At 53.0% G+C, this 12709-nt stretch carries 11 protein-coding genes; 7 read left to right on the top strand and 4 right to left on the bottom strand.

Annotated elements, in window-relative coordinates:
- Positions 1-21: 21 nt before the first annotated feature.
- Together BMX82_RS02000 and BMX82_RS01995 are read right to left on the bottom strand one after the other, a co-directional pair.
- Positions 22-1269: an ABC transporter permease gene (locus BMX82_RS02000; RefSeq protein ID WP_091765592.1), complete on the bottom strand. Its 1248-nt coding sequence runs from the start codon at positions 1267-1269 to the stop codon at positions 22-24.
- Positions 1266-2468 carry a pyridoxal phosphate-dependent aminotransferase gene (locus BMX82_RS01995; protein WP_036912649.1) on the bottom strand — a complete coding sequence of 401 codons (1203 nt, stop codon included), beginning with the start codon at positions 2466-2468 and terminating at the stop codon, positions 1266-1268. Before BMX82_RS01995 ends, BMX82_RS02000 begins: the two co-directional genes overlap by 4 nt.
- A gap of 133 nt (positions 2469-2601) precedes the next feature.
- Here BMX82_RS01995 and BMX82_RS01990 point away from each other — a divergent pair, with 133 nt between their 5' ends.
- From BMX82_RS01990 to BMX82_RS01980, 3 genes are read left to right on the top strand one after another with little or no spacing between them, the layout of a single operon-like run.
- Positions 2602-3924 (top strand): serine/threonine-protein kinase, encoded by a 1323-nt coding sequence (locus tag BMX82_RS01990; RefSeq protein WP_036912647.1) that lies wholly within the window; start codon positions 2602-2604, stop codon positions 3922-3924.
- Positions 3921-4400, top strand: a complete 480-nt coding sequence (locus BMX82_RS01985; RefSeq protein WP_036912645.1) for a DUF4494 domain-containing protein — start codon at positions 3921-3923, stop codon at positions 4398-4400. The genes BMX82_RS01990 and BMX82_RS01985 overlap by 4 nt, the downstream gene beginning before the upstream one ends.
- On the top strand, positions 4400-5071 hold the full coding sequence (locus BMX82_RS01980; RefSeq protein WP_036912642.1) for a YggS family pyridoxal phosphate-dependent enzyme: 672 nt from the start codon (positions 4400-4402) through the stop codon (positions 5069-5071). The genes BMX82_RS01985 and BMX82_RS01980 overlap by 1 nt, the downstream gene beginning before the upstream one ends.
- On the opposite strand, the gene BMX82_RS01975 is transcribed toward BMX82_RS01980, so the two are convergent.
- The gene (locus tag BMX82_RS01975) at positions 5046-5855 is read right to left on the bottom strand and encodes an EFR1 family ferrodoxin (RefSeq protein ID WP_091765588.1); all 810 of its coding nucleotides are present in this window, start codon (positions 5853-5855) and stop codon (positions 5046-5048) included. The two genes, BMX82_RS01980 and BMX82_RS01975, sit on opposite strands and share 26 nt — an antisense overlap.
- Positions 5852-7135 (bottom strand): alpha/beta hydrolase, encoded by a 1284-nt coding sequence (locus tag BMX82_RS01970; protein ID WP_255396530.1) that lies wholly within the window; start codon positions 7133-7135, stop codon positions 5852-5854. The genes BMX82_RS01975 and BMX82_RS01970 overlap by 4 nt, the downstream gene beginning before the upstream one ends.
- 243 nt (positions 7136-7378) lie before the next feature.
- Here BMX82_RS01970 and BMX82_RS01965 point away from each other — a divergent pair, with 243 nt between their 5' ends.
- The 4 genes from BMX82_RS01965 (at position 7379) to BMX82_RS01950 (ending at position 12677) form a co-directional block, all read left to right on the top strand.
- Complete coding sequence (locus tag BMX82_RS01965) at positions 7379-8578, top strand: hypothetical protein (protein ID WP_091765585.1); 1200 nt, start codon at positions 7379-7381, stop codon at positions 8576-8578.
- A gap of 417 nt (positions 8579-8995) precedes the next feature.
- On the top strand, positions 8996-9742 hold the full coding sequence (gene truA, locus BMX82_RS01960) for a tRNA pseudouridine(38-40) synthase TruA (RefSeq protein WP_036912631.1): 747 nt from the start codon (positions 8996-8998) through the stop codon (positions 9740-9742).
- Positions 9743-9745: 3 nt separating this feature from the next.
- The gene (locus BMX82_RS01955; protein WP_036912628.1) at positions 9746-10663 is read left to right on the top strand and encodes a DMT family transporter; all 918 of its coding nucleotides are present in this window, start codon (positions 9746-9748) and stop codon (positions 10661-10663) included.
- Positions 10664-11195: 532 nt separating this feature from the next.
- Positions 11196-12677: a hypothetical protein gene (locus BMX82_RS01950; protein WP_091765582.1), complete on the top strand. Its 1482-nt coding sequence runs from the start codon at positions 11196-11198 to the stop codon at positions 12675-12677.
- Positions 12678-12709: the final 32 nt, after the last annotated feature.

Genomic DNA, 12709 nt, shown 5'->3' with positions numbered 1-12709 from the left:
CGGGGAGATATCGAACAATAATTATTCGTATCTCATCGATTTTGCGGGGTGAATATGCGAAATCAGGTAGCTGGGTGCTATCAGCACGAAAACGCATATCAGCAGTGTTGCCACATTGATGGCAGCAACCAGCGGCAGGTTCAGTTCCATAGGTGCCTCGCTCACATAATAGGTCTGCGGGTCGAGTGTCACGAAGCCTGTATATTGCTGGAGCAGCACGATGCCTAAGCCTATCACGTTGCCCCAGAACAATCCTTGTCCGATAATGAATACCGAGAACCACAGGAATGTGTGGCGTATGGTTTTGTTTCTGGCTCCGACAGCTTTCAGGATACCGATCATCTGCGTGCGTTCCAGTATGATGATGAGCAGTCCGCTGATCATGGTGAATCCTGCCACGCAAACCATCAAGGCGAGGATAATCCATACGTTGATGTCGAGCAGTTCGAGCCAGGAGAATACCTGCGGGTAGAGCTCATAGATGGTTTCTGTCGTCAAGACGTTGCCTTGCGGATCGATGCTGCGGTTTATCTTCTCAACGAACCTGTCTTCCGTCAGTTGTAGCTGTTCAAAGTCTTTCACCTTTACCTCGACGCCCGTCACTTCGCCATTCAGCCAGCCGTTCAGTCTGCTGGCGGCATAGAGGTCGATGAAACACAGGTTCTCGTCGAAGCGTGTCATATTGGTCTGATAGATGCCGCTGACGGTATAGCGACGGGTTCTCACATCCTGTCCGTCGATGAAGTAGGCAAACACCTTGTCGCCAGCCTTCAGTCTCAGCTTGTCGGCTATCATCTTCGACATCAGCAGTTTCTGCTTGCTGGTAGAGTCGCTGAACTCGGGCATCTCTCCTTCTACGAGATGGCTCTTCAGAAACGTCATGTCGTATTCTGGTCCCACGCCCTTGAAGGCCACGCCCAGAAAGTCCTCGTCGGTCTTCAGGATGCCTTGTGTCATAGCGAATCGCTCTACGTGGCTCACGCCGTCGACGCTGCCTATCATCTGCATCATGCTGTCGTCTATGCAGACTGGATATTGGTCGCTGCCGTTATACGTCAGTACGTTGTGAACCTGGATATGGCTTCCGAATCCTACCACCTTGTCGCGGATGGTGTGCTTGAATCCTAATACCACGCTCACCGTTACGATCATCACGGCCAGTCCGATAGCCACGCCAACGGTGGCTATACGAATGGCAGGGCGACTCACTTTCCGTTTGTCGCCCTTGTCACTATAGATTTTCTTCGCTATGAATAACGGTAGGTTCATTCGTCAACTCTTCCCGGATAAGCCTCAAGTGCTTTGCGCAATACGACGAGCGCACGCTCCAGATCTGCCTTTTTCAGAACGTAGGCGATACGGACCTGATTGATACCGGCACCAGGGGTTGTATAGAAACCAGCGGCAGGAGCCATCATCACGGTCTCGCCCTCATACTCAAACTCCGACAGGCACCAACGGCAGAACTCCTCGGCATCGTCGACAGGCAGTTTTGCTACCGTGTAGAAGGCACCCATAGGGATAGGCGAGTAGACGCCGGGGATGCGGTTCAGTCCGTCGATCAGACACTTACGGCGCTCCACATATTCGTCGTACACGTCACGATAATACTCCTCGGGGGCATCGAGCGAAGCCTCGGCCACGATCTGTCCGATGAGTGGTGGTGAGAGGCGGGCCTGACAGAACTTCATCACGGCCTTTCTTACCTCAGCGTTCTTGGTGATCAGCGCACCGATACGGATACCGCACTCGCTGTAGCGCTTCGACACCGAGTCGATCAGGATCACGTTCTGCTCAATACCCTCCAGGTGGCAGGCTGAGATATAGGGCGACCCTGTGTAGATATATTCGCGATACACTTCGTCGGAGAAGAGATACAGGTCGTACTTCTTCACCAGGTCGCGTATCTGGTTCATCTCGCGGCGGGTATAAAGATAGCCGGTAGGGTTGTTGGGGTTGCAGATCATGATGGCTCGTGTGCGCTCATTGATCAGCTCCTCGAACTTCTCGACCTTAGGGAGCGAGAAACCCTCCTCGATGGTTGTCGCTATCGTGCGGATCTTAGCGCCAGCCGAGATGGCAAACGCCATATAGTTGGCATAAGCAGGCTCGGGCACGATAATCTCGTCGCCGGGGTTCAGACAGCTCAGGAATGCAAAGAGCACCGCCTCGCTACCTCCGCTGGTGATGATGATATCGTCGGCTGTTACGTTGATGTTGTATTTCGCGTAATAGTCAACGAGCTTCTCACGATAACTCAGATAGCCCTGCGACGGAGAATACTCCAGGATCTGGCGGTCTATCTGTTTCAAAGCGTCAAGGCCCACCTGTGGGGTAGGCAGGTCGGGCTGACCGATGTTCAGATGGTACACCTTCGTACCTCTCTTCTTAGCTGCGGCGGCCAGAGGTGCGAGTTTTCGGATAGGCGACTCGGGCATCTCGTGGCCACGAACTGATATTTCCGGCATCTTTTTTGTCTTTTACCTTTTTACTTTTTACAAAAATCGCTGCAAAGGTACTGTTTTTTTTTGTTAATCTGTGTAATCTGTGGCTTTTTTTTAGAAATAATGAGTACTTTTGCCCAACAAATTGAGATACGTGATGAATTTCGAGGAATTGTTGGAAACCCGCGACGCCCGTAAAACCACGAAGGTTCGTCTGCCTTACGGTTATTTCTACAAGCGTCTGATAGACGGGAAATATTCAAACTTTGTGGAGTTTCACGATGAGGTGGCCGATCATGTTGCCTTCAGCAGTTGTGTGCGCCGCGAGGCCGAGGAGATGTCGAAGCTCGACGACCGCCGCCAGCTCAAGTTCACGCCCAACGAAGGGGGCGACGGCGTCTACGCCATAGCCGTCGAGGTGGGGCATTACCTCACTTTCGAGCAGCTGCTCAATGAGAATCCAGCTATCGTGGCCCGTAAGAATTTCATCAGCTCAACGATCAGCGACCTGGTTGATCTCACCACGCAACTCAATGACAAGAACATTTTCCACGTATGCTTCGCGCCCTCTAATGTCTTAGTGCGCAAGAGTGGCGCCAACGTCCGTCTGCTGTGTCACGGTTCCTATTATATGAAGCTTGAACAGGACGTGCTCTACGACGGCGTAGAGGATTTCGTGGCTCCCGAGGTGTTTGCCGAAGGTACCGTCGATGCCCGCACCGATGTCTATTCGCTGGGCAAGTTCGTGGCCTGGCTCTACCAGTCGGGCGGCATTCCCTTCGAGCTCAAGGGTGTTCTGGCCAAGGCTACGGCTCAGTCGCCCGACGACCGCTATGCTTCTGTCAAGGACTTCCATCAGGCCCTGCTGGCCCGCCAGAGCATGCGTCGCACGGGACTCGTGGGCGTTGCAGCCCTGCTGATTGCCCTGCTGGCTGTTGGCTGCTATTTCTATCTGCTGCCCACTCCCGAAGTGATAGAGTATGTGAAGCCCGTCGACGAACCTATTCCCGACGACATGGTCGACGATGAGTCGCTGTTGCTTGATATCGGTGCCGATGCCGACTCGGCTACGATTGCCGCTGCCGTTCAGCAGCAGGCCTATCTCAACGACTCGCTGAGTGTGGATGAGCGCAAGATGCGCGAATATCAGGCCAAGGCCGAGCAGATTTTCCGCAAGCAGTTCACCCGTGCCGCTGATCAGATACTCTCGAAGATCTATAACAACGAGAAGATGAACCTCACCGAGAAGGACTTCCTGGCGCGCAGCAGGGCTATGACCGAAGAGCTGGCCAAGAAGGAGGCCGAGCTCGCCAAGGAGGCCAACCTGGGCAACGACCGTTCTCAGCGCATCGCCTCTGAGATCATCGACCAGCTCACTTCCAAGAAGATGAAGGAGCTCGATCCCGACTATATGGGCATTCACAAGAAGCCCTCCGACGACGATAAAACAATTAATACAACAGTTAAAAATAAGAAATGAGAAGTAGAACAGCAATTTGGTTTGAATGCAAGATCCGTTATGAGAAAGTGATGGAAGACGGCTTGCAGAAGAAAGTTACAGAATCTTATGTAGTCGATGCCCTCAGCTTCAGCGAGGCCGAGGAGCGCATCATCGAGGAGATGTCGTCTTATATCAGCGGCGAGTTCGACGTGGCCGATATCAAGAAGGCTCCCTATAAGGAAATATTCTTCTCTGACGACGAGATGGCCGACCGCTGGTATAAGGCAAAGCTCCAGTTCATCACCATCGACGAGAAGACCGAGAAAGAGAAGCGCAGCTCTGTCACCTATCTTGTTCAGGCAGGCACCTTCAACGGCGCTGTGAAGAACATCGACGAGGTGATGGGCGGCACCATGATCGACTATGTCATCGCTGCTGTCAACGAGACCACGATCATGGACGTCTATGAGTATGCTAAGACAAAAAAAGACGACAAACCTGAATACGAACAGTAATGTACGACGTTAAGGGAAATCTTCATCAGGTTCTTGATACATTGCCACAGGGTACGCGCCTTGTGGCAATTTCAAAGTACCATCCTGCCGAATACATCATGGCTGCCTATGATGAGGGCCAGCGTGTGTTTGGCGAGAGCCACGAGCAGGAACTGCGCCTCAAGCACGAGCAGCTGCCAAAGGATATCGAGTGGCATTTCATTGGTCATCTTCAGACCAATAAGGTGAAATATATCGCGCCTTATGTATCTATGATTGAGGCTGTTGACTCGCTAAAGCTCCTGAAAGAGATTAATAAGCAGGCCGAGAAGTGCGGGCGCGTTGTGAAAGTGCTCCTTGAGCTCCATATCGCTGAGGAGTCGACCAAGTACGGCCTGACGCTTGACGCCTGCCGCGAACTCCTTGAGGCTGGCGAGTGGCGCGAGATGAAGCATGTACGTATCTGTGGCCTGATGATGATGGCCTCGTTTGTCGATGACAAGGAACAGGTACGCCGCGAGATGCAGACCGCAGCCGACTTCTTTGATGAGGTGAAGGCGAAATATTTTGAAACTGACGACGCTTTCTGCGAACGCTCCTGGGGTATGAGCGACGACTATCTCGTAGCCCTTCAGACCCGCTCTACGATGGTCCGCATCGGTACCACTATCTTTGGTCCCCGCGTCTATTAAAGAAGTACTGTCCGCGCTTCCTGGTTGTCTTACCGTAGTTGATGGCATGCGTGGGACAGTAGTGATAACACGCCATACAGCAAGTACACCGCTCGTTGTGAATCCACTCGGGCGGTGTTCCTTTTATATTCTCCACAGGGCACACCTTGGCGCATTTGCCGCACTCGATACACTTCTCGCGGTCGACCGTGAACTTCCTGTCGTGAATCATCCGCTTGTTGAAGTAGCCGCCAATCACGTATGAGTAGAGTCGGGGGGTAGAGCCTTTCACCAGTTCCTCCACACCCGTGCGCTTCTCGCGGATGCAGTCTGCGATATGCGGCAACTGGGCTTTGGCGGCGGAGATTTTCTCCTGCTCCCTCTCCTCGGTGTCTGTGTACATGAACGGCAGACAGACATACGTCTCTGGCATCACCACCGAGAAGACGGCCGTGGCCTGTAGCGGTTTTCCGTTGGTCTTCAGATGGTCGTTGGCCGCCAGGTCCTTATTCAGTATCGTCATCGTCTCGCCCACGTTGTCGCCGCAGGTGGTCAGCGACCAGCAGAAGGTGTCTGGCTCCAGACCGTTTATCCTGAGCTTGCGGATAAAGCCTCTCACGATTCCCGGCACTTGCCATCCGTGCGTCGGGAAGCAGAATCCTATCCGCTCGCCTGGCTGTAGGGAGAACTCGTAGCTGCCTTTACTGATCAGTTCCGGGATGAACAGCAGTTCGTCGCCCACGGCCTCCGCAATCTGCGTTGCCGCCCATCTCGTGTTGCCTGTGCCTGAGAAATAGAAAATCATCGTTCGTTTCTGATCCAGTTAATGATGGTTTCGAGCACCTCGGGGGCGATGGTCTCTTCGATCTGCTGATACTCTTTGGTCAGTCCCGTCTGACAGTGCTGGAACATGTGGTTCAAGCCCTCTACCGCCACGGTCTTGGCCGAAGGCAGTCCGCTGCGCAGTGCCTCGAGGTTGGCCTTGTACTCCACCTGCATGTCCTTGGTGCCGTTCAGTGCCAGCGCGGGACACGTGATATTACCGATGAACTTCCTCGCGTCGAGCGTCATGAAATATCTCAGATAGGGATACATCAGTTGCAGCATCGTACTCTTGTAGTCCTGTTTCAGCATTGCGGGCAGGTCGCGGTTGTCTATCGACGGCACGTTCTGTCCTGCGACGCGGGCGTCGAACGCTTCATTCAGTATCTCGCAATATGCCTCGACCTCAGCCTCTGAGAAGCCTTCGTAGGGCAGCATCGTGCGGTTCTGCCACACCAGTGTCTCCTTGCCCGAGATCACCATTCCTGCCAGACTCACCACGAAGTCGGTCTTTCCCTCCGAGGCCAGCATCAGTCCGATGGTGCCGCCCTCGCTGTGGCCTATCACGCCTACGCTCTCGAACCGTTCGCGCAGCAGGTCGATGCCTGCGGCAGCGTCGTTCTTCAGGTCCTCCGTCGTACAGGTCGCCGTGTTACCCTTCGACTCCCCGAATCCGCGGTCGTCATAGCGCAGGGTGGCAATGCCCTGTCGGGCCAGTGCGTCGGCTATCACCGCAAAGGGCTTGTGCTCGAGTATCTCCTCGTCGCGGTTCTGGAATCCGCTGCCCGTCACCATGAGCAGCACGGGCGTCTTCCTGTTGCAGCCCTCAGGCAGCGTGAGCGTACCTCTCAGTATGGCGTCGCCGTTCTTGAACTCTACCTCCTCCGTGGCGTACGGGTAGGGCGGCTTGGGCGTCTGCGGACGGTTGGCTATCTTCTCGCCGGGCTTCAGCGTGAGGGGAAACGTCGTGCCGTGCTGGGTGAAGGTGCCCGTGATCTCGTCGCCTGCGAGCCGTCCCTGGTACTGACCGTTGATGGTCGGAATCTTCATCACGATACTGTCTCCTGTCGGGCGCTCCACGGTGAGCTTGATGCCTCGTGCCCCTTGTGCGGGCGAGTCGATGGTTCCTTCGCTTTCACCGATGCGGAACACCAGCTGTAGTTTCATACCCTGCACACTCAGGTCTCCCGACCATGTGCCAGTCTGTGCCATGCATGCCATAGTCGCTACGGCTGCCATGATTGTCATGATAATCTTCTTCACTTTCTTTGATTCTGATGGTTGTTTGTCTACGTGTGCAAAGGTACGAAAAATATTTGAGATATGCAAGAAAAAATGAAGATAATTTTCAAAGAAAATTATTTTTTTTCTGAAAAACTTTTTTCGCTCCCTTTTCTTGGTTGTCTGCGGAATATTTCATACCTTTGCGCCCAGAATTTTTTTTGCTGAATTAATCGGCCATAGTAAACTTATTATCATTAATCAAAAAATTAGTAGTGTAATACGATGAAGAAAAAGATTGTATTCTTGCTGTCGTGGACGCTGATGTCCATGCAGTTGTGTGCACAGGTGAACCCGAAACCGGGTTTTGTTATCACGAACAATGGCGATACCATCAGGGGCGTCATCGATTTCCGTACAAACGAGCGACTGGCGAAGCAGTGCGACTTCTGGGCTGCCGGGGAGACGAAGGGCGAGACCTACAAGCCCGGCGACATCGAGGGATTCAGGTTCGACAACGGGGGAAAGTACTTCGTGACCCGTCGACTGAATGTGACGGGTACGCCCGAGCTCTACTTCGCCGAGTTCATGGTTCAGGGCATGATGAACCTGTATTGCGTCGCCTATAATCAGGACGAGTACTTCTTCTTTGAGAGAGAGGACGGCGAGATGGCGCAGCTCACCAAGCGTGCGTTCTTCACCTCGGCGTCGATCCATGAGCAGAGCAGCAGGGTGGAGGAGCAGCGTGAACAGTACGGAAAGGTCAAGCTGCTGCTGAAGGACTCGTGGAAGGCTGCCGAGGAGATAAAGGGCGGCGATGTGTCGAGGAAACAGCTCGTGAACGCCGTGCGCGACTACCACAAGGACGTATGTACCGATGGCAGTTCGTGTATGGTGTATGAGTATAACGAGAAGTCGGATGGACCGAAGAACCATTTCAAGGCGATTGTGGGCTATTCGTACTATACGCACGAGCGTACCGCCTACCAGACGCTGGAGGACGAGAACTACTCGGGCAGCACTTTCGAGGCGGGTCTGGGCTTCGAGACCGAGCTGGAGCGCGTGACGAAGGGCGGTGCCCTGGAACTGTGTGTCGTCTACTCGCCCCAGGCCAGCTTCAAGCATCACACGATGGTGCGCGGCGGACATGAGTCGTCGTACACGATATATAAGAAGGCCCGCTGCATGGGCTCGATAGGTCTGCTTAAGCGCTACGGCAAGGGCAAGATCGTTCCTCTCATCCGTGTCGGAGGCTTTTATGTGCTGCATCTCGGCAATAAGGAGGAGCGCTATTATATGTCGAAAATGATCGTCGACAAGGACTGGGAACAGACGAACCACTTCGGTGCGTATATCGGCGGCGGCGTAGAGATGGCACTGGGCAAGCATGCGGCCCGACTGCATGCCGACCTGTTTAAGTCGCTGGAATCTTCAGGTAAAGGCAATATGATGAAGTTCGGTGTCACAGCCGAATACGTATTATAGAACAATTCGAAGCATTTTTCGGGCGTCTGCGGACGCTTTCGGTCCCCCTCAGGCGGAGGGGGACTTTCTTTTATCGAAAACCTCACTCCGCTCCGTATAAAGCTTAAGTCGCTATTAATCAGTCTTATGCTGACTATCTCTAAACCTGAAACCTGTTGATTTGTTGCAGTTGTTGCAGTGTTGCAGTTAGGATTGAGTAGCGTAAAAAGTGGAAAGAGAATTCTATATATTATATATATTATATATATATATAAATATATAGACCTTTTTTTAAAGGCGCGGGAGCCTTCAGAACAACTGCAACACTGCAACACTGCAACACGTAAAAAAGAAATTTCTGAAAAGTGCGGAATTTTAAGATTTTAGCTGGCTAAAAATTTGGTGGTCTCGATTTTTTTTCGTACCTTTGCACAGTCTATGAGATACTTCATCACTTTCACTTATGACGGAACCAACTACCACGGTTGGCAGATACAGCCCAACGGGGTGTCGGTGCAGGAAAAGCTGCAATGGGCGCTCTCTACGCTTCTCCGCGAGGAGATCGGCGTGACGGGAGCAGGGCGCACCGATGCGGGAGTGCACGCCCGCATGATGGTGGCACACTTCGACACCGAGGCGAGGTTCGAGGCCGAGGAGGGCATCAACTGCGAACAGCTGGTGTATAAGCTGAACCGTCTGCTACCACAGGACATCGCCGTAGAGAAGGCAGAGCCCGTGAGCGACGAGATGCACGCCAGGTTCTCGGCTAAGTGGCGGACGTATCACTATTACATCCACACACGGAAGAGCCCGTTTGAGCGAGCCTACAGCTGCGAGATGCACTATGAGCTCGACTTCGACAGGATGAACGAGGCGGGCAGGATTCTGACGGAATATGAGGACTTCGGAGCCTTCTGTAAGGCCGGGGCCGACGTGAAGACCACGCTCTGCAACGTGACGAAGGCCGAGTGGATACAGACATCGCCCACGACGTGGTATTTCGAGATCACGGCCAACCGCTTCCTGCGCAACATGGTGCGCGCCGTGGTGGGCACGCTGGTCGATGTGGGTCGCGGTAAGCTCTCGCTCAGCGACTTCAGGAAGGTGATCGAGGGCAAGAAGCGTTCGGATGCCGGTGAGAGCATGCCTGGCAACGCGCTGTTTTTGGAAAAGATTGTTTATTAGGATATGTGGCTGATATTAGCATTTATGTCGGCAGCTATGCTGGGCTGCTACGATTCGTTTAAGAAACATGCATTGAGAGACAACGCGGTGATTCCCGTACTGTTTCTGAACACCCTCTTCTCGAGTTTGATTTTCCTGCCGTTTATCGTGCTGAGCGGTACGACGACGGTGCTCGACGATACCCTTTTCCACACGGCCAGCGGGGGATGGGAGATGCACAAGTATATCGTGCTGAAGGCACTCATCGTGCTGTCGAGCTGGATACTGGGTTACTTCGGCATGAAGCACCTTCCGCTCACCATCGTGGGACCTATCAACGCCACGCGGCCGGTGATGGTGCTCGTGGGCGCACTACTCTTCTTCGGTGAGCGACTGAACCTGTGGCAGTGGGTCGGTGTGATGCTGGCGGTGATATCGTTTCTGATGCTGAGCCGCAGCGGTAAGAAAGAGGGGATAGACTTCAAGCACGACCACTGGATATACATGATTGTGGGTGCAGCGATGCTGGGCGCCGTGAGCGGTCTCTACGACAAGTTCCTGATGGCGCCTGTGGAGAACGGCGGCGTGGGTCTCGACCGTATGATGGTGCAGTCGTGGTATAACATCTACCAGTGTGCCATGATGGGTGTTATGCTGATGCTGCTGTGGTGGCCTAAGCACAAGGATACGACGCCGTTCCACTGGTCGTGGTCTATTCTGGGCGTGAGCGTGTTCCTGTCGACGGCCGATTTCATGTATTTCTACTCGCTGTCGTTGCCTGAGGCCATGATTTCCATCGTGTCGATGATTCGTCGCGGCAGTGTGATCGTGAGCTTCTTGTTTGGCGCCTGGTTCTTCCATGAGCGCAACCTGAAGGCCAAGGCGGTCGATCTCGCGCTGGTACTCCTCGGAATGGTGTTCCTCTACATCGGCAGCCGATAACTTTTTTTAAAGGCACGGATTAACACGGATTATTTTATTTTAGGCACGGATTACACGGCTTAATATAATTAAGACACGGCTTTTAGCATTGCAACTAAGGCCGTGCCGCCTTAAAATCCGTGTAATCCGTGTAATCCGTGCCAAAATAAGAAGCCGCGTCTTTTTTTAAAAAGCCGTGTTAATCCGTGCCTAAAAAAATATCCGCGCTAATGTTTGGTAAGTTCGATTTTTTTGTTTATCTTTGTGGCCAAATTCAACATAAACTTAAACAATGAAAACAAGAGAAGAGAAGCCTAAGTACATGAAGCCTGCAATGCAGGAGTACGAAATGAGACAGACACCACAGTTGCTGGCGGGCAGTAAACCAGACGACGAACCCGTGGAGTGGTAAACCAAAGTTATGAACCTAAAACAGGAGCACAATGAAAAGAAATCTTATCAATAGCCTGGTTGCTCATTCATAACTGCAGCCCTTGCACTGGGCAGCCTCACAGCCTGCTCTGTCGATGATATCCTGGGTCAGAAAACGATCGTGAAAGAGGCTCCCGTCTGCCGTATCACCCTTCCTGCATCCTTCGATAATGGTGCACAGACTCGCGCCGTGACCATCGGCGAAAAAAAAGCCAGGACCACGTTCGCAGAAACGGACGAAGTATATATGGTGATCGAGCATGACGGCGTCTATGCCATCGCCTATGATCCCGCCGAGAGAAAATGCGTCTCCATGACTGTTACGCCAGGTTCCAATCCCTCGGAAGCCACGCTCAGCGGTGCGCTGAAGTTCTACTATGACGATGGAGACAGAAACCCTATCGCTTTAACGCCGGCCGAGGGTGACGCCGTGTATCTGTTCTATAACATGCGCCTTCCTGATCTGAATCCGGCATATCTGAATTTCAACTATCTCTACCAGACCGGCAGCAAGGATCAGAAAGTCGCTTCTTACTGGGATTATCACTATGGCGCTACCTACCACGATTATGGAGAGGCCAAGATGAAGATTGCGGCGTTGGACGGTGATGATAGCGAGGGATACACGATGTCCCTTGTCCAGTTTGACGACCCGGACAAGAGCGACGTCACCTTCCAGAACGTCGACTCCCTGTTCCGTCAGGAACTGACTTTTAAGGACAAGAATGGCGATACCGTGACGCCCACGCTTACCCAATTCGTCGTCACGACGGCGGAGAACAATACCATTTATATGTATTATCCGCTCGCCTCCACCGAGGAGAATCGCTACATCAGAGGCCCCGTTGCCTTGGACCCCCATGACCTGTCGGATGATGGAAACATCTACTTCGCCATGATGTTCGTCGATGACATCAAGAACGAGACGCTGTACATAACGGCTGAAGATGAGGATGGCAATGTATATACGGCCTCCAAGGCCGCACCCGCCGGAGGCTTCGAGAACGGCAAATATTACTATGGCAAGTTAGAGCTGACCTGGCAGAAATGTAAGGCGCCTACCGTCACCGGCACCACTGTCAAGCCCATCTATGGAAATTACGAGCTCACAGAGAATCCTGTCAACATCACCATCAGCGGCTACAGCGAAGAGTATGAATTCAGATTGGAAAATGGTCAGGGCGGCACCTTTACCCTTGACAATTTGACGGCTTACGGCTACATATTCATCAATCAGAAGCACATCTATCCGGATCCGCAGGGAGACGTCTCTCTGGTCCTGAAAGGAGACAACTCCATTTACGCCAACGATTACTGGGGCATTCTGCTTTACGGCGGCCTCAAGATGAGCTGTATCGGAGCATCGGCTACGATCACGATCACGACTACCGCGGATAACATTTGTGGATTGTCGTGCTCCAATTATAGAAACGATGTCGATTACGACAATCCCGCATACAACCGCAATACGGACGAATCGGAGACGGACGTCACCGACCTGCTGGCCGCTCCCGGCTTCACCGTCACCCGCAGCGCGCCCACTAAAGCCTATGATTCCACCTACGGCCAGGAAATCTACACCTACACCGTGGAGAGACAGTGACCCCACCAGATACGAATTCAAGAACGGTGGCG

It is taken from the genome of Prevotella sp. khp7 (assembly GCF_900109055.1).
Taxonomy (GTDB): Bacteria; Bacteroidota; Bacteroidia; order Bacteroidales; family Bacteroidaceae; genus Prevotella.
Note: the sequence above shows the minus strand (reverse complement) of the source record. Positions and strands in the feature narration are given on the sequence as shown.

Coding starts and splice junctions, on each gene's coding strand:
- BMX82_RS01980 (WP_036912642.1), top strand. CDS start 4,400: ATGTACGACGTTAAGGGAAATCTTCATCAGGTTCTTGATACATTGCCA.
- BMX82_RS02000 (WP_091765592.1), bottom strand. CDS start 1,269: ATGAACCTACCGTTATTCATAGCGAAGAAAATCTATAGTGACAAGGGC.
- BMX82_RS01955 (WP_036912628.1), top strand. CDS start 9,746: ATGTGGCTGATATTAGCATTTATGTCGGCAGCTATGCTGGGCTGCTAC.
- BMX82_RS01995 (WP_036912649.1), bottom strand. CDS start 2,468: ATGCCGGAAATATCAGTTCGTGGCCACGAGATGCCCGAGTCGCCTATC.
- BMX82_RS01985 (WP_036912645.1), top strand. CDS start 3,921: ATGAGAAGTAGAACAGCAATTTGGTTTGAATGCAAGATCCGTTATGAG.
- BMX82_RS01975 (WP_091765588.1), bottom strand. CDS start 5,855: ATGATTTTCTATTTCTCAGGCACAGGCAACACGAGATGGGCGGCAACG.
- BMX82_RS01965 (WP_091765585.1), top strand. CDS start 7,379: ATGAAGAAAAAGATTGTATTCTTGCTGTCGTGGACGCTGATGTCCATG.
- BMX82_RS01990 (WP_036912647.1), top strand. CDS start 2,602: ATGAATTTCGAGGAATTGTTGGAAACCCGCGACGCCCGTAAAACCACG.
- truA (WP_036912631.1), top strand. CDS start 8,996: ATGAGATACTTCATCACTTTCACTTATGACGGAACCAACTACCACGGT.